Genomic DNA, 23,863 nt, shown 5'->3' with positions numbered 1-23,863 from the left:
CGCAGCAGCGGCGCCAGGCGTGCCGGCCCCGCCGGCGTGGCCCCGGCCACCGGGGCGCGCTCGGCCTGCAGCGCCGCGGGCAGGGCATGCAGCTCGCGCAGCAGAGGCTGCGCCTGCGAGGCCAGCCGCCATTGGAAACCCAGCAGCGCCACCACCACCAGCGCGGCAGCCAGCGCGGCCACGCTCCACAGCGGCGGCAGGTGCAGCCCCGGACGCTGCGGCGCCGACACGCCCTGCCAGTGCAGCGACAGGCTGCGCGCGCCGCCGCCCGGCTGCGGGGCGGCGGGCCGCACTTCCGCCAGCACGCGCTCGGCGATCGCTTCCAGCCGCGCACGGCCGTCGGGCTGGCCGCGATAGCGCCCCTCGAAGCCCAGTGCCAGGCAAACGTAGAACAGCTCCAGCACCTCGGCGTTGCCCTTGGGGTCCTCGCCCAGCCGCTCCAGCAGCTCGAAGCACTTGTCGCCGCCCCAGCGCTCCTCGTGGTACTCGCTCAGCAGGGTCTGCGACTCCCAGGTGCCCTGCCCCCAGGGCGTGGCGGCAATCACCTCGTCGAGGAAGCTGCACAGCAGGTAGCGCGCGGCGGTGATGCGCGGGCGCGCCACGCCGCTGGCGGCGGCCTGAAGCTCGAACTCGGTCATGTGGCCCAACAACTGGCGGCGCAGCCCGGCCGGATCGGCATGCGCGCTGGTGGCCCGCAGCTGCGCCACCAGCGCCAGCAGCACGCTGGCCGCGCCCAGCAGCGGGTTGACGCCGGCCACCAGGCGCTGCAGCTCCACGCCCCCGCGCGGCGCGCGCCCCGCGGCCGGCACGGCAGTGGAGCGCGGCTGCACCTGGGTGCGCTGCCCGCCGGGCGCGGGCATGTGCAGGGTGAGCTCATCCGCGGCGCCGGCGTGGAGCGTGCGGTCATCGGCGTCCGGGCCGGCGTAGACAGTGCGGTCGCCAGCCTCCGGCTCGGCCCAAAGCGTGGCGTCGTCCGCCGTGGCCCCGGGCACGCTGCCTTCGCCCAGCCGCGACAGGCGGGCGACGCCCGGGGCGCCGGGCAGCACAAATACGGTGGACTCCGCATCCGCCGCCCCGCCAGGGCTGGGCATGCGCAGCAACGCATCCGACGCCACGGCCGGCGCGAACAGCGTGCGGTCGTCGTCGGCGGCGACGCCGCCGCCGCCCGGTACGGGCATGCGCAGCGGCGGGGATTCGCCGCCGCGCGCCAGCATCAGCGTGGCCTCGTCGTCCCCGGGCGCTGAGCTGGCCTGGACCGGATGCGCCCCGGACACCGCCGGCCAGGCGGACCCATCGGCCGGCGGCTCGGCACCGGGGCCAGCGACGGCGCCGACGGAGCCTCCCGGTGCCGCCGCGCACGGCAGGGGCATGAACAGCGTGCGGTCGTCGTCGCCGGCATCCGGCACAGCGGCTGGCGGCTGCGGCGGGCTGGGGTCTCGGGACGCCGCGCCCGGCGGCGTGGACGCGTCCGCGCCGGGCATGGAGGTGGGAGGCCTGGACTGCATGCGCGCCGCCTTCGCCCGCAACCGGTGTTCAATGGGCCGTCCCGGCCTCGCGCAGGAAGCGCTGGCGCTGCGCGTCGTCGTCCAGGCTGCGCGCCACCGCTTCCAGGAAGGCGCGCCGGCTGCCGCCCTGGGCGGCGGCGCGCTTGGTGATGACGCGGGCGATGGGTCCGATGTAGGTGGTCAGCACTCGCGTGGCGTGCTCCACGTCGGCCGGGGTGACCGCTGGGCCGGTGGCGTCGAAAAGCGTGGGCATGGGGGTGGGCGTGCCGCCGCCGATGGTGGCAGCCACGCCCACGGTGCCCGGCGCCGCCGTCGCGGCGCGGCCCAGCACCGCGCGCAGGAAGGCTTCGCGTTCGCCGGGCTTGTCAATGCTCTCGGTCAGCGCCGCGGCCAGCGAGCCCAGCTGCTTGTGCTGCTGCGCAGCGCGGCGCACCAGCACCCGCGCCACCGGGCCTACGTAGCGCGCCAGCGCCAACTCCACGTCCTTGAGCACCGGGGGGCTCCAGCCCGTGGGTGGCGGCGTGCTGGGCTGCGCCGGGCCCAGCGCGGTGGCCGGTGCCGGCGTGTGAAAGTGGCCGCCGTCCATCGGCAACGGCCGTATCGGCTTGCCCGCGGAGATGACGGTGGACTCGGAGATCGTGTCCGCCAGCGGCCGGCCGTACTGCGCCAGCAGCGCGGCGCGGAAGGCCGCGGCGCTCTGGAAGCGCTCGGCCGGCGCCTTGGCCAGTGCGCGCGCTACCACCGCGTCGTACTGCGGCCAGCGGTGCTCCGGGTCCGCCACCGAGGGCGGGTCGGGGTCGTGGTAACAGACGTCGTGCATCACCGCCTCCAGCCGGCCGCGGAAGGGCGGCTGGCGCGCCAGCAGGTGGTACAGCAGCACGCCGGCCGAGAAGATATCGATGCGGTGGTCCAGCGCGCCACCCAGGTAAAACTCCGGCGCGATGTAGCCCGGCGTGCCCATGATGATGTTGGTGCGCGTGCGGTCCGCGGACTCGATGCGGGCGATACCGAAGTCGGTGAGCTTGATGCGCCCGTTGGGCATCACCAGGATGTTGGCGGGCTTGATGTCGCGGTGCCAGATCTCGTGGCTGTGCGCGTACTCCAGCGCATCGAGCAGCTGCGCCATGGTGCTCACCGCGTCGCGCTCGTTGAAGGCGGTGTTGTGGTCCAGATACTCGCGCAGGCTGTGGCCTTGCACGTACTCCATGGCGATGTAGGCGTAGGCACCGTCCTCGCCGTACTCGTACACCGAGACGATGCCCGGGTGGCTCAGCGTGCCCGCGGCCTGTGCCTCGCGGCGAAAGCGCTCCGAGAGCGACTGCGCCTTGTCGTCGTCCTCGATCAGCTCCTTGTGGATGGTCTTGATCGCCACCGGGCGCTTGATGACCGGGTCGTAGCCGCGGTAGACGATGCCCATGGCCCCCCGCCCGATCACCTCGGTGATCGGGTACTTGCCCAGGCGCTGCGGGATGGCCATGTCTCACGTCGCGTGGCGCGCCCTCAACCGTCGAGCATCTTCATCGCCTGGACCATGCTGGTGCGCATGCGGGCGATGGAGCGCGCGAGCACGCCGATCTCGTCGTTGGCGGTGCGCTCGAAGTCAGGGATGTCGAGCTCGCCCAGGCTCACTCGGTCGGCGAAGCGCGAGAGGTGGTCCACCGGGCGGATCACCATGGCCCACAGCATCAGGTTGAGTACCACGCCGATGGCCAGGAACACGCCCGCGATCGAGCCCATGAACACCGTGTACACGCTCTCCGCGCGCTCCAGCGCCACCCTGGTGGGCACCGAGACGATCTGCGCGCCCACCACCTCGTTGAGGTTCCAGCCGAAGCCGTTGGCCGGGCCGTAGCGGTCCACCAGCGTCTTGGGCGCCACCTCCACGGAACTGTGGCAGCGCAGGCAGGTGGGGCTGTTCACGCGGATCGGGCGCGCGACATAGAAGGAGCGTCCCGTGGGCGTGTCGCGGTCGCCGATGAGCTCGGTGGCCTCGGCGTTGCCGCGGAACTGCGTGACGATGTCGGCTTCCCATTCCACGGCGCGGTCGCGCGGGTTGGTCGGGTTGAGCACCGCCTCCTTGTAGCCGTACTCCTCGTGCTTCTTGCGCAGGTCGTGGAAGACCTCGGTGGCCGAGTACGCGGGCACCGACTGCGGCAGGAAGGTGTACTTCATCTGCGTTTCCAGCAGTGGGCCGATCTGCGTGGAGGTGTAGTTGCGCGTGGCCAGCGCGGTGTCCATCAACAGCCGCGCGCTGCCGGCGATCTCCTCGCGCGCGTTGCGCTCCAGCAGCCGCCAGGACACGAAGCCCGTGGCGGCGAAGCCCAGGGCGAAGATCAGCACGAACACCAGGTTGAACTTCAACAGCAGCTTCACGGCGCGCCTCCATCAACGCGGGCCTGCCGGGGTGCCGGGGTGGGCTTGGGCAGGTATTTCTCGGGGAAGAGGATCCGGTCCCATTCGGGATGGGCCGAAAGGTTGGACACCAGCGCGGCGCGGAACGCGGGCTCCCGGGCCTTGGACCGCCAGCGCTGCACCAGCGGCTTGCGCAACGCGGGCTCGGCCTTGAGCCAGGGCTCCACGTCGGCATAGCCGAAGTCCGGCGCCGCCTTGGGTGCGATGGCCTGGTCGCGCCAGCGCTCGGCGCGCAGTGGCAGCGAGTCGCGGAAGGGCCGCGGCATCTCCTGCAGCAGCCCGGAGGTGGCGGCCGACACCAGCTCGCCGCGCGTGCCGGCCTTGCGCTGGTAAAGCGAACCCTCGCTCAGCGACAGCGGCGCGGGGGCCGCGCCGGCACCGCGCTCGCCCACGCGCACCGGGCCACCTTCGACGAACAGCGTCTGCGCCGTGGGCAACACGTGCAGCACCACGGTGCCCGGCGCGGACTGCAGTTCGACCCACGGCGTGCGCACGGCCAGCGGCGCGGCCTTGCCCTCGGGCGTGGGCAGCCGCACCTTGGCCCAGCCCTGCAGCAGGTACAGCGAGCGCTCGCTTGTCGGCGGGAGAAAAGCCCGTGTGGACGGGCCGAATTGCGCCACGCTGCGATCGGCGAACTCCATTTGCAGGAACGCGGAAGGCGCGGTTTCGACGATGTCTCCGGGCGCCAGCGCCAGGCCCTCGGCCGCCAGCACACGGCCCGCGCCGCGGTAGACCAGCGCCTCGCCTTCGAGGATGGTGATGCCGCCCGGGGCGCCGGCGGCGACGGCGCCCAGCGGCGCCGCGAACGCTGCGATCAGCATGAGTGCACGCAACATGGCGTTGGCCTCCTGCAATCCCCGAGCCGGGTTGCAAATGAATTAGGACCCCGAGCATGAGCACTGTCAATTGAAGTTCCGCCACCCTGTGGAGGGGCCCTTGCGGTGGTCCTGCCCTGTGCGCGAGCGCCTTTCGGGGCGGCAGTAGCATGGTCCGCAGTGCTTGTGTTGCACCACCGCCCCGGGGGTTCAAAACCATGCTGATCCGAGTGCTCTCCCATGGCGGCCAGCCGCTGCCAGCGCCCTCGGCCGCCCGCTTCGACGCGGCTGGCGGCTTCATCGGGCGCGGCATCGACTGCACGCTGGTGCTGCCCGACGCGCAGCGCCTGATGTCGCGCCGGCACGCGCAGGTGAGTTGGCGCGAAGGGCGCTTCTTCATCCGTCAGCTCGGCGCCAACCTGGCGCTGGAAGTGGACGGCCGGCCGCTGGGTCTGGAAGCCGAGGTGCCGCTGGCGCCGGGCATGAGTCTGCGCATCGGCGCGTACTTGATGGAAACCGAGGACGACTCCGCCGAGGCCGTCGCGCCGCAGGCGCTTCCGGACCACGCCGCGCCGGCGCCTGTGCCCGCCCCGGCCCTGCCCCCGGCTCTGTCCCCTGCCGCGGCATCGCTCCTGCCCGCGGCGCCGGTCACGCCTGTACCGGCCGCCCGCCCCAGCGCCTTCAGCGAAGTGCTGGGCGAAGGTGCGGCGCCGCCTGCCGAGGTGGGTGCGCCCGCACCCATGGTGCCGGCGGCCGGGACACCGCCCGCCGACCCAACCGCGGCGGCGCTGCTGGCGGCGCTGTACGCCGGGCTGGAGATGCCCGTGCCGCCGGCGCCCACGCCGCAGGAGACGAACCTCGTCGGGCGGCTGCTGCATGCGGCCATCGGTGGGCTGCTGCAGCTCCTGGCCGCGCGCCACGTGGCCAAGCGCGAGCTCGGCGCCGCGGGCACGCGGCTGCAGACGCGCGAGAACAACGCCCTGAAGTTCTCGCCAGACGTGGACACCGCCCTGGCGCACCTGCTGGGCCCGGCGCGCCGGGGCTTCATCCCGCCGCTGGCGGCGGTGCGCGAGGCCTTCGAGGACGTGCGCACGCACGAGATCGCGCTGCTGGCCGGACTGCGCGCGGCGCTGGACGCGCAGCTCGCACGGCTGGCGCCGCAAGCGCTGGAGGAGCAGCGCCATGCGCGCGGCGGCTGGAGCGCGCCGCTGGACGTGTGGCGCAAGGCGCAGCTGTGGGACCGCTACTGCGAGCTGCACGCGCAAGCGCTGGCGGAGCTGCAGGAGCAGACCGACCCCTTCTCGGCCCGCGCCTTCCTGGAGGCCTACGAGGCGCAGCGCGAAAAACTCTCGCGCCAGCCGGGCGGGCAATGACCCGCGTCAAGCCCACCCCTGGAGGCCGTGGCTACAATGGCGGCCTTTCCGAGGAGCGTTGCAAGGTCCCGAGGTCGGCATGACTGGGGCCCCAGGCTCGGAAACCTTCCCCAAGAAGCAACCGCGCTCACCCGCAACGTCCAACAACGTGGGTGAGTCCCTCTTCACGGTTGCGTGCGCGTTGCGGGCTCTGCACTGGAGACCCCATGAACGCCGTTCTGAAGCCCACCCAAGACTACGTCATCGCCGATGCCTCGCTGGCCGATTGGGGCCGCAAGGAAATCCGCATCGCCGAGACCGAGATGCCCGGCCTGATGGCCATCCGCGAGGAATACGCCGCGCAGCAGCCGCTCAAGGGCGCGCGCATCACCGGCAGCCTGCACATGACCATCCAGACCGCCGTGCTGGTGGAGACGCTGCAGGCGCTGGGTGCCGAAGTGCGCTGGGCCTCGTGCAACATCTTCTCCACCCAGGACCACGCCGCCGCCGCGCTGGTCGCCAAGGGCACCCCGGTGTTCGCCTACAAGGGCGAGACGCTCAAAGACTACTGGGACTACACGCACCGCATCTTCGAGTTCGGGCCCAAAGGCAGCGAGGGCGAAGGCCCCAACATGATCCTGGACGACGGCGGCGACGCGACGCTGCTGATGCACCTGGGCAAGAAGGCTGAGAAGGACCCCTCCGTCATCGCCAATCCCGGCAGCGAGGAAGAGCGTGAACTCTTCGCCGCCATCCAGGCCAAGCTGGCAGAGGACGCTACCTGGTACAGCCGCAAGTCCGCCCACATCATCGGCGTGACCGAGGAAACCACCACCGGCGTGCACCGCCTCAAGGAGATGAGCGCCAAGGGTACGCTGCTGTTCCGCGCCATCAACGTCAACGACTCCGTCACCAAGAGCAAGTTCGACAACCTCTACGGCTGCCGCGAGTCGCTGGTGGACGGCATCAAGCGCGCCACCGACGTGATGGTGGCCGGCAAGGTGGCGGTGGTGTGCGGCTACGGCGACGTGGGCAAGGGCTCGGCCCAGGCGCTGCGCGCGCTGTCGGCCCAGGTGTGGGTGACGGAGATCGACCCGATCAACGCCCTGCAGGCCGCCATGGAAGGCTTCAAGGTCGTGACGATGGACTGGGCCGCCGACAAGGCCGACATCTTCGTCACCGCCACGGGCAACAAGTCCGTCATCACCTACGCGCACATGGCTGCGATGAAGGACCAGGCCATCGTGTGCAACATCGGTCACTTCGACAACGAGATCGAGGTTGCCGACCTGGAGAAGAACTGCACCTGGGAAGAGATCAAGCCCCAGGTGGACCACGTCATCTTCCCCGACGGCAAGCGCATCATCCTGCTGGCCAAGGGCCGCCTGGTGAACCTGGGCTGTGCCACCGGCCACCCCAGCTTCGTGATGAGCTCCTCCTTCGCCAACCAGACCATCGCGCAGATCGAGCTGTTCACGCACAGCGACTTCTACGAGGTGGGCAAGGTGTACGTGCTGCCCAAGCACCTGGACGAGAAGGTGGCGCGTCTGCACCTGAAGAAGGTCGGCGCGATGCTCACCGAGCTCAGCGACGAGCAGGCCGAGTACATCGGCGTGCCCAAGCAGGGCCCGTATAAGCCCGACACCTACCGCTACTGATCCAGTAGCCGCCGCACCAACGGAGCCCAGGCCATGCGAGTGGACCAGCTGCTGGTACAGCGCGGCCTGGCCCCCAGCCGCTCCGCGGCGCAGCGCCTGATCCAGCGCGGCGCCGTGCGCTGGCTCGGTGCCTCGGGCTGGGTGGCGCCGCGCAAGGCCGGCGACGAGGTGAGCGAACACTGCGAGCTCGAAGTCGCCGACGACGCCGAGCTGCGCTGGGTCTCGCGCGGCGGCCTCAAGCTCGAAGGGGCGCTGGCCGCCACCGGACTGCAGCTCGCCGGCCGCTGCGCGCTCGACGTGGGCCAGAGCACCGGCGGTTTCACCGACGTGCTGCTGGCGCAGGGCGCGGCGCGCGTGGTGGGCGTGGACGTGGGCCACAGCCAGCTGCACCCGAAGCTGCGCGCCGACGCGCGCGTGCGCACCTTCGAGGGCGTGAACGCGCGGCAGTTGACGGCGCAACAGCTCGGCGACGCGATGCCGGCCGAGGGCTTCGGCTTCGTCACCGGCGACCTGTCCTTCATCTCGCTCACGCTCGTGCTGCCCGCACTGGCGCCCTTGCTGGCGCCACAGGGCGACCTGCTGATGCTGGCGAAACCGCAGTTCGAGCTGCAGCCGGCGGACATCGGCAAGGGCGGGCTGGTGAAGGACGCCGCGTCCTATGCGCGCGTGGAGCAGCGGCTGCGCCAGGCCTGCGCCGACGCCGGGCTGCAAGTGCAGCGCTGGCTCGACAGCCCCGTGACCGGCGGCGACGGCAACCGTGAATTCTTCGTGTGGGCACGACCCGCACGCCAGGGAGACAGCACATGACTCAACCCATGACGCGGGACGTCCCGCTCAGCCTTGAGTTCTTCCCCCCGAAGACGCCCGAAGGCGTGGTCAAGCTCGCCGCCGTGCGCGAGCAGCTCTACGCATTGAAGCCCGAGTTCTGCTCCGTGACCTACGGCGCGGGCGGCTCCACGCAAAGCGGCACGCTGCAGACGGTGCGCTCCATCCTGGCCGAGGGCCAACAGGGCGCGCCGCACTTCTCGTGCATCGGCGCCAGCCGCGAATCGATCCGCGCGCAACTGGCCGAGTTCAAGGCCGCGGGCATCACGCGCATCGTGGCGCTGCGCGGGGACCTGCCCAGCGGCTTCGGCGCGGGCGCGCTGGGCGAGTTCCGCTATGCCAGCGACCTGGTGCGCTTCATCCGCGAGGAGACGGGCTCGCACTTCACCATCGAGGTAGGCGCCTACCCGGAGATGCACCCGCAGGCGCGCTCACCGCGCGCGGATCTGCTGGCCTTCGCCACCAAGGTCGAAGCCGGCGCCGACGCGGCCATCACGCAGATGTTCTTCAACGCGGACAGCTATTTCCGCTTCGTGGACGAGGCGCGCGCGCTGGGTGTCCAGATCCCGATCGTGCCGGGGATCATGCCCATCACCAATGCCAGCGGCATCCTGCGCTTCGCCGACGCCTGCGGTACCGAGGTGCCGCGCTGGATGCGGCTGCGGCTGGAGTCCTTCGGCGACGACACGGCCTCCATCAAGGCCTTCGGGCTGGACGTGATCACGGCGCTGTGCGAGCGGCTGCTCGACGCCGGCGTGCCCGCGCTGCACTTCTACACGATGAACCAGTCCACCGCGGTGCTGGAGCTGTGCCGGCGGCTGGGGCTGGGCCGCTGAGTTTGATCTCGATCAGGTGCCGCGGAGCTGCCGTGGTGCGTCCGCAACAACGTCCGGCGGACCTTGCTGCAGCTCAATGGCGCCTCCAGGCCCGACGAGCCTAATTCTCCTCAGCCAAACGGCTTTACCCCGTATCGAGGAGAAGAGGACATGAAAAAGCATCTGATCGCCCTGGCCGCCGTTGCCGCCTCCCTGGCCGCCCCCCTGGCCCAGGCTCAGGACACCGGCTCCTTGCTCGTGCGCGCCCGCGCCCTGTACCTGGATTCGGCCAACAAGGACAGCACCGGCCTGGACCTGAGCGTCAACAACAAGTGGTTCCCGGAAGTCGACATCAGCTACTTCTTCACGCCGAACCTGGCCGCTGAGCTGGTCCTGACCTACCCGCAGAAGCATGACCTGCGCGCGGGCGGCGCCCAGATCGGCACGCTGAAGCACCTGCCCCCGACGCTGAGCCTGCAGTACCACGTCACCGGCCTGCAGGGCTTCCGCCCCTACTTCGGTGCCGGCATCAACTACACCCGGTTCTCCAACGTCAGCTTCGACCCGGCCATCGTCACGGCGCTGGATCCCTCCATCAAGAAGAACAGCTTCGGCCTGGCCATCGGCGCCGGCGTGGACGTGCCGCTGCAGGGCGGCTGGCTGCTCAACCTGGACGTGAAGAAGGTCCAGATCAAGACCAAGGTGTACTCGTTCGGCGCCGAAGTGGGCACCTTCAAGGTCGACCCGGTGCTGTTCAGCCTGGGCGTGGGCTACCGCTTCTAAGCAGTTCCTGCTTCAACAAAAACGGCGGCCCCCGAGCCGCCGTTTTTCATGGTCGTTGCGTCGTCGATCAACGCTTGAGGTCGGGCGCGGGGTGCTCCGAGTCGGGCGACTGCCAGGCCAGCCCATCCTCGTTGAGGATGGCATCCAGCGGCACGTCGTGCGGCTCGGCCTTGAGCCACGGCACCCAGCCGTGCGTGTAGGCCAGGCCCACGGTGTAGGGGCGTGGCTGCAGCGCCGCCAGCGTGCGGTCGTAGAAGCCGCCGCCGTAGCCCAGGCGCACCCCGCCCGGTCCGTAGCCCACGCAGGGCACCAGCAGCATCTCGGGCTGGAAGCTCTCGGTGTCCTTGGGCTTCGGGATGCCGAAGGCGTCCTCCTCCATCGGGCAGCCGGGCCACCAGACGTGGAAGCGCAGCTGCTTGGTCTCGCGGTCGATCACCGGCAGCCCGATGCGCCGGCCCGGCTCGGCCTCGCTCCAGCGGTAGAGCGCGGGCAGTGCGTCGAACTCGCCCTTGATGGGCCAGTAGGCGCCGATGGCCGTCTCCTTGCGTGTGACCAACCACACGCGCAGCACCTGCTGCAGGTACTGCGCGCGCTGCAGCCGGTCCACCAGCGACTGGCGTTCGGCCTGAAGCTGGCGGCGCAGCAGCGTCTTGTCTCGCGAGAAGTCCAATGGCAGGGACGGAGGCGAACTCATGGCGGCGGCGTCGGTGTGGCAGGGGCCGCCATTGTGCCGGCAGCGGCTTGCGCGGGCCTTTTGCGAGCGCAAGCAGCCCCAGCAAGCCCCGCCCTCAGCACGCCGCCGGCGCGCTGCCCTGCGGACGCGGCAGTGCCCGCGCGCGGCGCAGCAGCGCTTGCAATCCGCCCCAGACCGGCCCGGGCGCGGCTGCAGGCGCCAGCAGCAGCTCGAAGCGGCTGTCGCGCCAGCCCTCGGCCACGAACTCCACGCCCGGCGGCAGTACCAGGCGCTCGCCCGCGCGCAGCCACAGGTCCTCGCTCGCCGCGGCGCCCGCGGTGGGCGTGAGCCAGAGCTCGCCTTCGAGCACGCGCAGCCAGCGCGTCTGACGCGAGACGGCCAGCCGACGCGCCTGACGCCGCGCCAGCGTCCACACCGGCGCCGTGGCACCGCGGGACTGTTGCGTTTCAGGCATCAAAATCTGCGTCTTCATGGGGGCCTCCTGGCATCTGTCACGCCTCTACTATCGTCACGAAAGCAGTGCCGGTCCAATGAGATCGCCGCGCTGCATTGATGCGCTTTGATCATGAATAGACTGCCCCAGCGCCCACTGGCCGTGGGCCCGCTGCGCGCCTTCGAGGCGGTGGCGCGGCTGCTGAGCTTTCGCGCCGCGGCGCAGGAGCTTTTTCTGACGCAATCGGCCGTGAGCCGGCAGATCCGCGCCCTGGAGGAGGAGCTGGGCGCGCCGCTGTTCGTGCGCGGCACGCGCCACGTGGAGCTCACCGCCGCGGGGGTGACGCTGCAGCGCGGCGTGCTGCCGCTGCTGGACCGGCTGGACTCGACGGTGCGCCAGATCCGCCTGGCGCGCGGGCGGCGCCAGGTGAACATCTCCACCTTCGCCTCCTTCGCCTCGATGTGGCTGTTGCCGCGGCTGGAGGCGTTCCAGCGCGCGCAGCCGGACATCGACATCCGCATCAGCGCCACCGACCACCTGGTGGACTTGGATGACCCGGAGCTAGACCTGATCCTGCGCTACACGCTGCCCAGCAACGTGCCGGCCGAGGCGCAGCGGCTCTTCGGCGAGGTGCTCACGCCGGTGGTCAACGCATCGCTGTGGGCGCAGTCGCGCCAGGGGCTGGCGCCGCCGCTGGCCACGCCGGCGGACCTGGCGCGCCACACGCTGCTGGAAGAGGACGATCCGCGCGCATCCATCAACTATTCGAGCTGGCGCAACTGGCTGCGCCAGCATGGCCAGCCACGGCTGGAGCCCGCGCGCTGGATCTACCTGAACTTCACCTACCAGCAGGTGCAGGCCGCGCTCGCGGGCCAGGGCGTGGCGCTGGCGCGGCTGGCGCTGGTGCTGGAAGCGCTGGAACGCGGCGAGCTGGTGGAGCCCTTCGGCGCGACCGCGCGCGTGTCCTCGCCCTACGCCTACTGGCTGATCCCCAGCCGCGCCGCGCAGGCGCGGCCGGAGCTCGCGCAACTGCAGGAGTGGCTGCTGGCGCAGGCGGCGGTGTCGCGGCGCGCGCTGGGCGAGGAGTAAGCCGGCCACGGGGCCGCGGCTGCTTGCGCCGGCAACAGTTCACGCCCGCCCGGCCTTTGTGGAGGGGGTGGCGCGGGCTCGGCCCGCCCAGTAGGCCGCCCCGATGCCGGGGCTTTTATTGAGCGCTTTGAGGCGGCCCGGGCTGCGCTAGATTCGACCGCATCTCCTCCCTCGCGCTCCTTTCATGAACCGCCCTTTCCGCCTGGCCGCGCTCACGCTTGCGCTGCTGACCGCCCTGCCCTGCACCGTCGCCCACGCCCAGAGCGGCGACGACATCGTGGTGGAGGCCCGCGACGCGCTGCGCAAGCGTGACCGCGTGAAGCTGGCCGCCGCGCGCAGCCTCGTCACGGCCGAGCGCCATCCGCTGGCGTCCTGGGTCGAGTACTGGGAGCTGAGCAACCGGCTCAACCAGGCCAGCACCGAGGAGGTCGAGGCCTTCTACGCGCGCTGGAGCGGCACCTACGTCGAGGACCGGCTGCGCAACGACTGGCTGCTGGAGCTGGGGCGGCGGCGCGACTGGTCCGCCTTCAGCCGCGACTACCCGCGCTTCCGCATGAACGACGACCGCGAGGTGAGCTGCTACGCGCTGCTGACCGAGCACCTGACCGGCAAGGACGTGCGCGAGGCCGCGCGCGAGGCCTGGCTGGCGCAGCGCGACGCCGATGACGGCTGCAACCTGCTGGCCGGCACGCTGGCCCGGGCCGGCGTCTTCGGCGCCGATGAGGTGTGGGCCAAGCTGCGCCTGACCGCCGAGGGCAACCGGCCCAAGGCCGCACAGGCCGCCGCCGCGCTGCTGGGCAGCCGCACCGTGGAAGCGGCGTTGGGCGAGGTGTTCGGCCAGCCCGTGCGCTACCTCGCGCGCAAGGCTTCGGCGTCCGACCGCGCCAGCGCGGAGCTCGTCGCGCTGGCCATCGCACGCGCCGCCGCATCCAACCCCGAGAGCGCCGCCACGCTGGTTCAGGACTGGCAGGGCCGGCTGCCGCCGCAGCTCGCCGGCTGGGCCTGGGGCCAGGTGGGGATGCAGGGCGCGCTCAAGCTGCTGCCGCAGGCCGCCGAGTGGTATTTGCGCGCCAGCGCGCTGGCCACGGCGCCGGGGCCGAAGGTGGCGTGGTCCGAGGACATGCTGGCCTGGCAGGTGCGCGCCGCGCTGCGCGGCAGCCCGCAGCGCTGGGCGCTGGTGCGCGACGCGGTGGACGCCATGGCGCTGGCGCGCCAGCGCGAGCCGGTGTGGGTGTACTGGAAGGCGCGCGCGGTGCTGGCCGAGGCCGCACCTGGCGCCGAGGGTGACCCGCTGCGCCAGCAGGCGCAGCAGGCACTGGCGGGCATCGCCAACGGCCTGAGCTTCTACGGCAAGCTCGCCGCCGAGGAACTGGGGCGCAAGACGGCGCTGCCGCCGGCGCCGCCAGCCCTGACCACCGCCGAGCGCGACGCGGCCAATGCCCACCCCGGCCTCACTCGTGCCCTGCAGCTCATCGACCTGGGCCTGCGCAACGAGGGTGTGCGCGAGTGGAACTACAGCCTGCGCGGTATGGACGACCGCGCGCTGCTGGCCGCGGCGCAGCGCGCCTGCGAGCGCGAAGTGTGGGACCGCTGCATCAACACCAGTGAGCGCACGCGCGACGAGGTGGACATGAACCAGCGCTTCCCCATGCCGCACCGCCAGGCGGTGCTGCGCGAGGCGCGCGCCATCGGGCTGGACCCGGCCTACGTGTACGGGCTCATCCGCCAGGAGTCGCGCTTCATCACCGACGCTCGCTCGCACGTGGGCGCCTCTGGGCTGATGCAGGTGATGCCTGCCACCGCGCGCTGGACGGCCAAGAAGCTGGGCATCCCCTACTCCCCGGATCTCATCACCGACCGCGACACCAACCTCAAGATCGGCACCGGCTACCTGAAGCTGGTGCTGGACAGCTTCGAGGGCCGGGAGGCGCTGGCCGCGGCCGCCTACAACGCCGGGCCGGGCCGGCCGCGGCGCTGGCGCGAGGGCAACACGCTGGAGGCGGCGGCGTGGGCCGAGAACATTCCCTTCAACGAGACGCGCGACTACGTGCAGAAGGTGCTGTCCAACGCCGCCGACTACGCCGCGCTGATCACCGGCCAGCCGGTGGCACTCAAGGCGCGGCTGGGCCCGACCATCGGCCCGGCCGCGCGCGCCACGCCGGACGCGGAACTGCCCTGAGCCGCGCGGGTCTGTCCTTTCAGGGAAGTCACTGAGCAAGGAGTCCGTCATGCATCGCTTGTTGATCCTCGGCGGCACCGGCTTCGTGGGCCGGGCCCTGTGCTCGCAACTCGCCGACCGCTATCCCGACACCGAGGTGCTGGTGCCCACCCGCCACGCCGGCCAGCGCCGTGAGCTGCTGGCCCTGCCCGACGTGGAGCTGGCGCAGGCCGACATCCACGACGAAGCCGCGCTGGCGCGGCTGCTGCAGGGCTGCGACGCGGCGGTCAACCTGGTGGGCATCCTGCACGGCAACGAGGCGCGCTTCCGCCGCGTGCATGCGGAGCTGCCGCGCAAGCTCGCGCATGCCTGCCGCGTCGCGGGCGTGCGCCGCGTGGTGCACATCAGCGCGCTGGGCGCGGCGCCGGACGCGCCCTCGCGCTACCTGCGCTCCAAGGCCGCCGGCGAGGCGGCGCTGCAGACCTCGGGGCTGGACGTCACCATCCTGCGGCCCTCGGTCATCTTCGGCGAGGAGGACCACTTCCTGAACCTGTTCGCGAAGCTGCAGTCCTGGGCGCCGGTGCTGCCGCTGGCCGGCGCGCACGCGCGCTTCCAGCCGGTGTGGGTGCATGACGTGGCGCGGGCGCTGCTGCGCTGCCTGGAGGACCCGCGCACCATCGGCGAGGTCTACGAGCTGGCGGGCCCGCGCGTGTACACGCTGGCGGAGCTGGCGCAGCTGGCGGGCCGCGCCTGCGGGCACGAACGGCCCGTCATCGCGCTGCCGGGCGCGCTGGCGCGGGTGCAGGCCGGCCTGATGGCGCTGCTGCCGGGCGAGCCGCTGATGTCGGGCGACAACCTGAACTCGATGAAGGTGGACAACGTCGCCAGCGGCCACCTCCCGGGGCTGCGGGAACTGGGCATCCAGCCCGCGGCGGTGTCGGCCATCGCGCCGGAGTACCTGGCGCAACAGCACGGGTGCATGCGGCTGGATGCGTGGCGGGCGCGCGCGCGGCGCGGCTGAGCGCATCGCCCGGCAGTCCCGCCTGAAACAGCAAAGGCCGCGCAACGCGGCCTTTTTCAATGTTGCGCGGCGCGCCTCACTTCGGCTTCTTCACCGGCCGCTGCCACCCCGGCAGCGACACCTGCCTGGCGCGCGCCACGGTGAGCTGGCCGGCCGGGGCGTTCTTGGAGATGGTGGAGCCGCCGCCGATGGTCGCCCCCGCACCGATCTCCACCGGCGCCACCAGCACGCAGTTGGAGCCGATGAGCACGTCGTCGCCGATGACGGTGCGGTGCTTGTTCACGCCGTCGTAGTTGGCGCTGATGGACCCCGCGCCGTAGTTCACACGCTCGCCCACGGTGGCGTCGCCCAGGTAGGCCAGGTGGTTGGCCTTGGCGCCGCGCGCCAGCGTGGAGTTCTTGACCTCCACGAAGTTGCCGATGTGCACCTCCTCGGCCAGCTGCGCGCCCGGGCGCAGCCGCGCGAAGGGGCCGATCTGCGCCTGCGAGCCCACCTGCGCGCCGTCGATGTGCGTGAAGGCCGCGACCTGCACCCCGGCGCCGATGCGCGCGTTGCGGATCACGCAGTGCGGGCCCACGCGCACGCCCTCGCCCAGCACCACGTCGCCCTCGAACACGCAGCCGATGTCGATCTCCACGTCCTGCCCGCAGGTGAGGCGCCCGCGCAGGTCGAAGCGCGCCGGGTCGGCCAGGCGCACCCCGGCTTCCATCAGGCTTTCGGCCTGCTGGCGTTGGAAGCGCCGCTCCAGGTCGGCGAGCTGCAGTGGGCTGTTGACGCCCAGCACCTCCGTCTCGCCGCCGGCCTGTGCCGCCACCACCGGCACGCCCTCGGCCACGGCCATGGCCACGATGTCGGTCAGGTAGTACTCGCCCTGGGCGTTGTCGTTGCTCAGCTGGGACACCCAGCGCTGCAGCAGCTTGGTGGGCGCGGCCATCATCCCGGTGTAGACCTCGCGGATCTCACGCTGCGCCGCGCTGGCGTCCTTGTGCTCGACGATGGCGCGCACCTGTTCACCCTCGCGCACGATGCGCCCGTAGCCGGTGGGATCGTCCAGCTCGATGGTCAGCAGCGCCAGGCGCTGGCCGCCGCAGGCTTCCACCAGCGCGCACGCGGTCTCGGCGCGGATCAGCGGCACGTCGCCGTTGAGGATCAGCGTGGTGTCCAGCGCCGTGTCCAGCACCGGGGAGACCTGCTGGATGGCATGCCCCGTGCCCAGCTGCGGCTGCTGGCGCACGAACTGCAGCCCCGGCGCGGCGACGGCGGCTTCCACCGCCTCGGCGCCATGGCCGGTGATGACGACCGTGCGCTGCTGCGACCCTAGCGCCTCCACGGTGTTGAGCACGTGCTGCAGCAGGCTGCGGCCCGCGAGCTTGTGCAGCACCTTGGGCAGCGCTGATTTCATGCGGGTGCCTTTGCCCGCGGCCATGATGACGACGTTGGATGCCATGAGTGAGTCCTTGCGACGGTGGCGAATTATCGGGTTGGCGCTGCTGCTGTTCGCCCTGGCCGGCTGCACGGCTTTGCGCCTGGCCTACAGGCAGGCCGACGAGCTGCTGTACTGGTGGGCCGACGGCTACGCCGATTTCACCGAGGCCCAGGCCCCGCGCGTGCGCGCCGGGCTGGACGAGTTCCTGGACTGGCACCGCCGCACGCAGCTGCCCCGATACACCGCGCGGCTGGCGCAAGTGCAACCCCAGGTGCTGGCCGACACCACGCCTGCGGCCGCCTGCACCCTCAAGGACGAGCTGCAGCGTTGGTTCCACGACGCTTACGAGCAGGGCCTGCCCGCGCTGTCGGCGCTGGCCGTGACGCTGGAGGCGGACCAGCTCAAGGCGATGCAGAAACGCTTCGACAAGCTCAACCGCAACTTCCGCAACGACTTCGTCAAGCCCGATGCGGCTGACCGCCGCGAGGCGCTGCACAAGCGCACGGTGGAGCGCGCGGAGAAGCTCTATGGCCGCCTGGACCGCGCGCAGCGCGAGCGTATCGCGCAGATCGAGGCCGGCTCGCCCTTCGACGCCGAGCACGCGCTGCGGCTGCGCGTGTCGCGCCAGCAGGACGTGATCCAGACCCTGCGCGGCCTGCAGGGCGCCACACCCGCGCAGGCCCAGGCCGCGCTGCGCGCGCTGGCCCGGCACGTCGAGGAGCCGCCCGACCCCGGCGACCGCCGCTACCAGCTGGCGCTGCAGGAGTTCAACTGCGGCCTCGCGGCCCAGATCCACAACCTCAGCACCGCCGAGCAGCGCCGCACGGCGCGCGAGCGGCTGCGCGGGTGGGAGATGGATTTCAAAGCGCTGGCGGCGCAGGGGAAGCATTGAGGGCAGCCCGATGCCGTTGTGTTCTGCAGGAACGCTCCTGCCACTGGCCGAAGAAGAAATGTCGTCATGCCGGCAAAAGCCGGAATGACGGCGTAGTGGCTGGCGGCCTGCGGGCTTGGTCAGGCAACAGTGATGAAACGGGCCTTGCAGCGCCCAGCCTCGCTCACTGCGCCTTCGCCGCCGCTTCCTGCTGGTCCAGCGGCACGTTCACGCGCCGCGGCGAGGGGTTGCCCTGCGGGAAGTCGGCCAGCGCGGCGCGGAACATGGCCTCGAACAGCGCCGAGCCGCCCGAAAGCGCGCCGTCGCTGCGGGCATGGCCCTCGTACAACACCTGGCCGCCGCTGCGGTCGCGGATCAGCACGCTGACCTCGCGCTCGTACCACGGCGAGCTGTAGGCCGGCCCCCACCAGCCTGGCCCCCACGGGCTGCCCCAGAAGCCGGGATAGCGGCGATAAGGCCAGCTCCAGCCCGGCCCCCAAGGCCCGCCCCACGGGCCCCAGTAGTCCAGCCGGTCGTAGCGCACGTTGCGCATCGCGATCTGCACCTTCACGCCCGCCTGCGCCGCATCGGCCGCGGGTGTGAAGCCAGCCTGCGCCAGCGCCGGACGCGCCGCGTCCTCCAGCTGCTGCTGCAGCGTGAGCTCGGCCTGCTGCGAAGGCAGCCGCTCGAACACGTAGCTGCCGGGCGAGCGCCCGGCCGGCCAGGCGCCGTAGCCCACCACGTCGGACGACACCTGATTCAACGAAGCACAGCCCCCCAGCAGCACGCCGGCAGCCAAGGTCACGCTCAGGCGAAGGGACAACATGACAGCTCCTGTGGCAAGGGAAAACGGCAAGTGCCGTGCCCCACGGAGACGACGGACGGCGGCTCAGCGGTCCAGCTGCAACTGCACCACGTTCTGCGCCGGTGCCTCCTCTTCCTCGTGGTCGAAGGCCTTGTCGCCGTCCGGATCGGGCACGCCCGTGGCCTTGAGGCCCATGAAGTCGTAGAGCCGCTTGTCCATCATGTGCGACGGGACGATGTTGCCCATGGCGGTGAACATGTTGTCGATGCGCCCGGGGAAGCGCTTGTCCCAGTCGCGCAGCATCTGCTTGATCTGCACCCGCTGCAGGTTCTCCTGGCTGCCGCACAGGGTGCAGGGAATGATCGGGTACTGCCGGTGCGCGGCCCAGCGCTCGATGTCGGTCTCGGCCACGTAGGCCAGCGGGCGGATGACGATGTTCCTGCCGTCGTCGCTGACGAGTTTGGGCGGCATGCCCTTCAGGCGGCTGCCGAAGAACATGTTCATGAACAGCGTCTGCAGCATGTCGTCGCGGTGGTGGCCCAGCGCGATCTTGGTGGCGCCCAGCTCGCCCGCGACGCGGTAGAGGATGCCGCGGCGCAGCCGCGAGCACAGGCTGCACATCGTCTTGCCCTCGGGGATGTGCTTCTTGACGATGCTGTAGGTGTCCTGGTTCTCGATGTGGAACGGGATGTCCAGGCTCTTGAGGTAGTCCGGCAGCACGTGCTCAGGGAAGCCCGGCTGCTTCTGGTCCAGGTTCACCGCCACCAGTTCGAACTTGATGGGCGCGCGCTGGCGCAGGTTCATCAGGATGTCCAGCAGCGTGTAGCTGTCCTTGCCGCCGGAAAGGCAAACCATCACGCGGTCGCCATCCTCGATCATGTTGAAGTCGGCAATGGCCTGGCCGACCTGGCGGTGCAGCCGCTTGCTGAGCTTGTTGATCTCGAAGGCGGCCTTCTTCTCGGCGCGGCGGGCTTCGTCATCCAGCGCCGGGGCGCTCTCGGAAATCAGGTCGGGGGTGCTGCTCATGCTGGTTCTCAGGACTGCTCGTCGTTCTTGACTGCGAACACTTCAACGCCCACCGCTTCGCAGTCGGGATACACGTCGGGCTTCTCGGTGGAGACGCGCGCGGCCATGACGCGCGGATGCTTGAGCATCAGCGCCAGCACGTCGTCGCACAGCGTCTCCTGCAGGTGGATGTGGCCGCGCGACACGCGCTCGGCGATGGTGCGGCGGATGAAGTCGTAGTCCACCACCTCGTGCAGCTCGTCGGCCTTGGGCGTGGACAGCGCCAGCGGGATGTAGAGCTCCACGTTGATCAGCACCCGCTGCTCGCCCTTCTTCTCGAAGTCGTGCACGCCGATGTTGATCCACACCTCGTAGTTGCGCAGGAACAGCCTGCGGCAGGACATGAGGCTGGGGTGGGAAAGCAGGCTTTGCATCTCAATCGGGTTTAGTGGGCGCGAGGAAAAGCACGTCGCGCGCCTGCCGTGCCAGGTGTTGGCCGCCGTCCACCAGCAGCGTGGTGCCGGTGATGGCCGGCGATTCCAGGACGAAGCGCACGGCGTGCGCGATGTCCCCGGCGGTGGAGGAGCGGCCCAGCGGCGTCATCGCATGTGCGGCCGTGAACTGCCGTTCGTCCATCGGGCCCGAAGGCAGCGTCACGCCCGGGGCCACGCCCGCCACGCGCAGCCGCGGCGCCAGGGCCATGGCCAGCAGCGTGGTGGCGCTCTCCAGCGCCGCCTTGGACAGGGTGTAGGACAGGTGGTCCGGATTCGGATTCCACAGCTTCTGGTCCAGCAGGTTCACCACGCAGCCGCGCGCGTCGCGCGCGGCCAGGTGCGCGTGCAGCGCCTGCGCCAGCAGCACCGGCGCGGCGGTGTTGGCCCGCCAGTGCCGCTCCATGGCCGCGTGCGTGAAGCTGTCAACCGTGTCGTGCTCGAACAGCGAGGCGTTGTTGACCACCGCGTCCAGCCGGCCCAGCGCTTCCACGACGGCGGGCACCAGGGCCCGTGTCGCGGCCTCGTCGGCCAGGTCGGCGCTGAAGACCTCGGCGTGCGCGCCCAACGCGCGGATCGCCGCCACGGTATCCAGCGCCTCGTCCTGCGAGCCGCGGCAGTGCACCGCCACGTCCCAGCCGTGGGCGGCCAGATCGAGCGCGATGCTGCGCCCGATACGACGGGCGCTGCCGGTAACCAGCACGGCGGGTCGCTGGACCATGATTCCTACAATCCCCCACATGCATAGAGAAGACGAACCCGCCAGTGTATCGGCCGCGCTGGCCCAGCAAATCCGGCAGGACATCGCCGCGGCCGGCGGCTGGTGGCCCTTCGACCGCTTCATGGCCGCCGCGCTGTACATGCCGGGCCTGGGCTACTACGCCCACGGCGGCGTGAAGTTCGGCTGGTCGCCCGAGAGCGGCAGCGACTTCGTCACCGCGCCCGAGATCAGCCCGCTGTTCGGCCACACCGTCGCGGTGCAGGTGGCGCAGGTGCTGGACGCCACGGGCCTGGCGGAGGTGGTGGAGTTCGGCGCCGGCACCGGCGCGCTGGCGCAGCAACTGCTCGAAGCGCTGGGCGATCGTTGCGCCCGCTACACCATCGTCGAACTCTCGGCCTCGCTGCGCCAGCGCCAGCAGCAGCGGCTGGCCGCCTTCGGCGAGCGCGTGCGCTGGGTCGATGCGCTGCCCGAAGGCATCGAGGGTGTGGTGGTGGGCAACGAGGTGCTGGACGCCATGCCCGTGCAGCTGCTGCACTGGGACGGCACGCAGTGGCTCGAACGCGGCGTGGCAGTGGACGAGTGGAAATTCGTCTTCGCCGACCGACCGACCGAGTTGCGTCCGCCGGTGGAAGGCCCCTTCGTGCCGGGCACCGTGACGGAGATCCACCCGCAGGCGCGCGCCTTCATCGCCACGCTGGCCGAGAAGCTCCAGCGTGGCGCCGCCTTCTTCATCGACTACGGCTTTCCGGAAGCCGAGTACTACCACCCGCAGCGCCACGGCGGCACGCTGATGTGCCACCGCGCGCACCAGGCCGACACCGACCCGCTGTCCGACGTGGGCCTCAAGGACATCACCGCGCACGTGGACTTCACCGGCATCGCGCTGGCCGGGCAGGACGCCGGACTGGACGTGCTGGGCTACACCTCGCAGGGCCACTTCTTGATGAACTGCGGCCTGGCCGAGCGGCTGGCGCAGGCCGGGGTGCGCGAGCGCACCATGGCGCAGAAGCTGATGCAGGAGCACGAGATGGGCGAGCTGTTCAAGGTCATCGGCTTCGGCCGTGGCCTGCCTGAAGGCTTCGATCCCATCGGCTTCGTGCACGGCGACCGCAGCCACCGGCTGTGAGCCGGGCCCGCGACCTGCCGGGCCTTTGACCCATGCGCTGGCTGCTCGTCTTCCTGCTGGCCTCGCTGATCTTCAGCGGCCTCAACGGCTGGCTGCGCAAGATCGGCCTGGGCCGGCTGCCGGGTGACCTCAGCTTCCGCTGGCGCGGGCGCGACTTCCACCTGCCGCTGGCCAGCAGCCTGGTGCTGAGCCTGATCGCCGGGCTGATCGGGATGCTGATCTAGCGCGCCGCCTCTTCCGCCAGCCCCGCCTCGATCGCCCTCACCCGCTCGCGCTGCACCGCCTCGCCGATGGCCGGGCCCTTGAGGCCGCGCGCCACGGCCTCGGACGAAGCGGCGCGCGCGTCGATGCCGCGCGCCCAGCGCAGCACCGCCTGCAGGCGGCGGCGCTGGGGATAGTCCTCGTCCTCGCGCCCGGCGCGCCCGCGCATGTCGCACTCGCAGGCCAGCAACAGCTGCTCGAAGCGCTCGGGCCGGCGCAGCGCGTCGCATCGATCCAGCAGCCGCAGCAGCGCCTTGGCGCCGAAGTCGCCGCTGCGGTGCACGTTGCCGTGCTCGCGCGCCACCACCTCGGCCAGCTGCGCGCAGTCGTTGGGCACCTTCAGCCGCTCGCACAGACCCTTGAGCAGTTCCACGCTGCGGCCCTCGTGGCCCAGGTGACGAGGCAAGACCTCCGGCGGCGTCTCACCTTTACCCAGGTCGTGGCCCAGACAAGCGAAGCGCACCGGCAGCGGCGCCTCCAGCCGGGCGGCGCAGTCCAGCACCAGCATCAGGTGCACGCCGGTGTCCACCTCCGGGTGGTGAGCCTCGGGCTGCGGCACGCCCCAGAGCCGGTCCACTTCCGGCAGCAGCACCGCCAGCGCACCGCACTCGCGCAGCAGTTCGAACATGCGCGAAGGCCGGCGCTCCATCAGGCCGCGCGCGAGCTCCTGCCACACGCGCTCGGGCACGAGGTGGTCGAGCTCGCCGGCCTCCACCATGTGGCGCATCAGCGCCAGGGTTTCGGGCGCGAGCGTGAAATCGGTAAAGCGCGCGGCAAAGCGCGCCACGCGCAGCACGCGCACCGGGTCCTCGACGAAGGCGGGACTGACGTGGCGCAGCACGCGCGCGCGTAGGTCACGCTCGCCGCCCCAGGGGTCCACCAGCGTGCCGTCCTCACGCATGGCCATGGCGTTGATGGTCAGGTCGCGCCGCCGCAGGTCGTCCTCCAGCGTCACGTCCGGCGCGGCGTGGACGACGAAGCCGCGGTAGCCGCGCCCGCTCTTGCGCTCGGTGCGCGCCAGGGCGTGCTCCTCGCCGGTGTGGGGATGCAGGAAGACGGGGAAGTCGGCGCCCACGGGACGGAAGCCCGCGTCCGCCATTTGCTGTGGTGTGGCACCAACGACGACCCAGTCGGTGTCGGTATGGGGAAGGCCCAGCAGGCGGTCGCGTACCGCGCCGCCGACGATGAAGCGTTGCATGCGGCGCAGTCTACGCAGCGGGCTTGGCCTCGGCGCCGCCACGGGGGCCTGGGCGCGGCAGGCAAAACTTTCGTTTTTCGCAGAAGAACCAACGTCTTGTGACAGGAGGCCTTAGAGCGCGGGGTGCCAGCTTAGGGGTCTACATCGGTAAATACCCGAACGTACGGCAGAGCGGGCGCGTCGCGCGGACCGCCGCTCCATGGCCGTTCAACAAGTGCCGCGGCGGCCATGCTCCCCGCGGCGTGATCGCAAAGCTGCTTGAGTGCCGACTTTCAGGAGAGATGGCATGAGATCGAAGTTCTGGGTCCTGGCCGCCTGTATCGCGGTGACCGCCGTTGCCGTCGAGCCGGCCCCTGCCCTGGCCGCCCCGTCCGGCCCGGCCGCCCTGGGGACGGCCGC

At 71.2% G+C, this 23,863-nt stretch carries 23 protein-coding genes and 1 riboswitch; of the genes, 11 read left to right on the top strand and 12 right to left on the bottom strand.

The genetic code is table 11. The features are described from left to right. The 4 genes from icmH to Q0741_RS14205 all read right to left on the bottom strand — a co-directional run. A partial coding sequence (icmH, locus tag Q0741_RS14220; protein WP_298233865.1) for a type IVB secretion system protein IcmH/DotU occupies positions 1-1,505 on the bottom strand: 1,505 nt, incomplete at its 3' end. Between the two features lie 28 nt (positions 1,506-1,533). Continuing rightward, a complete protein-coding gene (locus tag Q0741_RS14215) occupies positions 1,534-2,982 on the bottom strand; it encodes a serine/threonine-protein kinase (protein WP_298233864.1) in 1,449 nt (482 codons plus the stop codon). Between the two features lie 23 nt (positions 2,983-3,005). Next, entirely contained in the window at positions 3,006-3,878 is an 873-nt protein-coding gene (locus Q0741_RS14210) for a DUF3365 domain-containing protein (protein ID WP_298233863.1), read from the bottom strand. Beyond that, positions 3,875-4,753, bottom strand: a complete 879-nt coding sequence (locus Q0741_RS14205; RefSeq protein ID WP_298233862.1) for a hypothetical protein — start codon at positions 4,751-4,753, stop codon at positions 3,875-3,877. The genes Q0741_RS14210 and Q0741_RS14205 overlap by 4 nt, the downstream gene beginning before the upstream one ends. Before the next feature lie 197 nt (positions 4,754-4,950). Here Q0741_RS14205 and tagH point away from each other — a divergent pair, with 197 nt between their 5' ends. The 5 genes from tagH (at position 4,951) to Q0741_RS14180 (ending at position 10,165) form a co-directional block, all read left to right on the top strand. Further along, positions 4,951-6,105: a type VI secretion system-associated FHA domain protein TagH gene (gene tagH / locus Q0741_RS14200; protein WP_298233861.1), complete on the top strand. Its 1,155-nt coding sequence runs from the start codon at positions 4,951-4,953 to the stop codon at positions 6,103-6,105. A gap of 44 nt (positions 6,106-6,149) precedes the next feature. Next, positions 6,150-6,241: riboswitch (S-adenosyl-L-homocysteine riboswitch) on the top strand. Positions 6,242-6,311: 70 nt separating this feature from the next. Next, on the top strand, positions 6,312-7,742 hold the full coding sequence (gene ahcY, locus Q0741_RS14195; protein WP_298233860.1) for an adenosylhomocysteinase: 1,431 nt from the start codon (positions 6,312-6,314) through the stop codon (positions 7,740-7,742). A gap of 33 nt (positions 7,743-7,775) precedes the next feature. Continuing rightward, a complete protein-coding gene (locus Q0741_RS14190; protein WP_298233859.1) occupies positions 7,776-8,549 on the top strand; it encodes a TlyA family RNA methyltransferase in 774 nt (257 codons plus the stop codon). After that, complete coding sequence (metF, locus tag Q0741_RS14185) at positions 8,546-9,403, top strand: methylenetetrahydrofolate reductase [NAD(P)H] (RefSeq protein WP_298233858.1); 858 nt, start codon at positions 8,546-8,548, stop codon at positions 9,401-9,403. Before Q0741_RS14190 ends, metF begins: the two co-directional genes overlap by 4 nt. Positions 9,404-9,553: 150 nt before the next feature. Next, positions 9,554-10,165, top strand: a complete 612-nt coding sequence (locus Q0741_RS14180; protein WP_298233857.1) for an OmpW family outer membrane protein — start codon at positions 9,554-9,556, stop codon at positions 10,163-10,165. A gap of 67 nt (positions 10,166-10,232) precedes the next feature. Here the strand turns inward: Q0741_RS14180 and Q0741_RS14175 are convergent, their stop codons facing one another. Together Q0741_RS14175 and Q0741_RS14170 are read right to left on the bottom strand one after the other, a co-directional pair. Beyond that, positions 10,233-10,859: a 5-formyltetrahydrofolate cyclo-ligase gene (locus Q0741_RS14175; protein ID WP_298233856.1), complete on the bottom strand. Its 627-nt coding sequence runs from the start codon at positions 10,857-10,859 to the stop codon at positions 10,233-10,235. A 94-nt stretch (positions 10,860-10,953) separates the two neighbouring features. Further along, complete coding sequence (locus tag Q0741_RS14170) at positions 10,954-11,331, bottom strand: DUF2917 domain-containing protein (RefSeq protein WP_298233855.1); 378 nt, start codon at positions 11,329-11,331, stop codon at positions 10,954-10,956. 93 nt (positions 11,332-11,424) lie between these two features. Here Q0741_RS14170 and Q0741_RS14165 point away from each other — a divergent pair, with 93 nt between their 5' ends. The 3 genes from Q0741_RS14165 to Q0741_RS14155 all read left to right on the top strand — a co-directional run bounded on the left by Q0741_RS14165 (position 11,425) and on the right by Q0741_RS14155 (position 15,560). Next, positions 11,425-12,381 (top strand): LysR substrate-binding domain-containing protein, encoded by a 957-nt coding sequence (locus Q0741_RS14165; protein ID WP_298233854.1) that lies wholly within the window; start codon positions 11,425-11,427, stop codon positions 12,379-12,381. Between the two features lie 184 nt (positions 12,382-12,565). After that, positions 12,566-14,560, top strand: coding sequence for a lytic transglycosylase domain-containing protein (locus Q0741_RS14160; RefSeq protein WP_298233853.1), 1,995 nt, complete (start codon positions 12,566-12,568; stop codon positions 14,558-14,560). A 49-nt stretch (positions 14,561-14,609) separates the two neighbouring features. Further along, positions 14,610-15,560 carry a complex I NDUFA9 subunit family protein gene (locus Q0741_RS14155; protein WP_298233852.1) on the top strand — a complete coding sequence of 317 codons (951 nt, stop codon included), beginning with the start codon at positions 14,610-14,612 and terminating at the stop codon, positions 15,558-15,560. Positions 15,561-15,636: 76 nt separating this feature from the next. On the opposite strand, the gene glmU is transcribed toward Q0741_RS14155, so the two are convergent. Further along, the gene (gene glmU / locus Q0741_RS14150) at positions 15,637-17,007 is read right to left on the bottom strand and encodes a bifunctional UDP-N-acetylglucosamine diphosphorylase/glucosamine-1-phosphate N-acetyltransferase GlmU (protein ID WP_298233851.1); all 1,371 of its coding nucleotides are present in this window, start codon (positions 17,005-17,007) and stop codon (positions 15,637-15,639) included. Here glmU and Q0741_RS14145 point away from each other — a divergent pair. Then, on the top strand, positions 17,006-17,878 hold the full coding sequence (locus tag Q0741_RS14145; protein WP_298233850.1) for a DUF6279 family lipoprotein: 873 nt from the start codon (positions 17,006-17,008) through the stop codon (positions 17,876-17,878). The genes glmU and Q0741_RS14145 overlap by 2 nt on opposite strands. Before the next feature lie 163 nt (positions 17,879-18,041). Here Q0741_RS14145 and Q0741_RS14140 read toward each other — a convergent pair whose 3' ends face one another. The 4 genes from Q0741_RS14140 to Q0741_RS14125 form a co-directional block, all read right to left on the bottom strand. After that, the gene (locus Q0741_RS14140) at positions 18,042-18,683 is read right to left on the bottom strand and encodes a DUF4136 domain-containing protein (protein WP_298233849.1); all 642 of its coding nucleotides are present in this window, start codon (positions 18,681-18,683) and stop codon (positions 18,042-18,044) included. A gap of 63 nt (positions 18,684-18,746) precedes the next feature. Next, positions 18,747-19,688 (bottom strand): tRNA 2-thiocytidine(32) synthetase TtcA, encoded by a 942-nt coding sequence (gene ttcA, locus Q0741_RS14135; RefSeq protein ID WP_298233848.1) that lies wholly within the window; start codon positions 19,686-19,688, stop codon positions 18,747-18,749. An 8-nt stretch (positions 19,689-19,696) separates the two neighbouring features. After that, positions 19,697-20,101, bottom strand: a complete 405-nt coding sequence (locus Q0741_RS14130; protein ID WP_298233847.1) for a dihydroneopterin aldolase — start codon at positions 20,099-20,101, stop codon at positions 19,697-19,699. A gap of 1 nt (position 20,102) precedes the next feature. After that, positions 20,103-20,879, bottom strand: a complete 777-nt coding sequence (locus Q0741_RS14125) for an SDR family oxidoreductase (RefSeq protein WP_298233846.1) — start codon at positions 20,877-20,879, stop codon at positions 20,103-20,105. Between the two features lie 19 nt (positions 20,880-20,898). Here Q0741_RS14125 and Q0741_RS14120 point away from each other — a divergent pair, with 19 nt between their 5' ends. Beyond that, a complete protein-coding gene (locus Q0741_RS14120) occupies positions 20,899-22,005 on the top strand; it encodes an SAM-dependent methyltransferase (protein WP_298233845.1) in 1,107 nt (368 codons plus the stop codon). 32 nt (positions 22,006-22,037) lie between these two features. Then, positions 22,038-22,229: a DUF2905 domain-containing protein gene (locus tag Q0741_RS14115; protein WP_298233844.1), complete on the top strand. Its 192-nt coding sequence runs from the start codon at positions 22,038-22,040 to the stop codon at positions 22,227-22,229. Here Q0741_RS14115 and Q0741_RS14110 read toward each other — a convergent pair. After that, a complete protein-coding gene (locus Q0741_RS14110; RefSeq protein ID WP_298233843.1) occupies positions 22,226-23,464 on the bottom strand; it encodes a multifunctional CCA addition/repair protein in 1,239 nt (412 codons plus the stop codon). The two genes, Q0741_RS14115 and Q0741_RS14110, sit on opposite strands and share 4 nt — an antisense overlap. Positions 23,465-23,863: the final 399 nt, after the last annotated feature.

The organism is uncultured Azohydromonas sp., assembly GCF_937926365.1.
GTDB lineage: Bacteria > Pseudomonadota > Gammaproteobacteria > Burkholderiales > Burkholderiaceae_C > Azohydromonas.
This window is presented reverse-complemented; position numbering and strand designations above follow the sequence as displayed.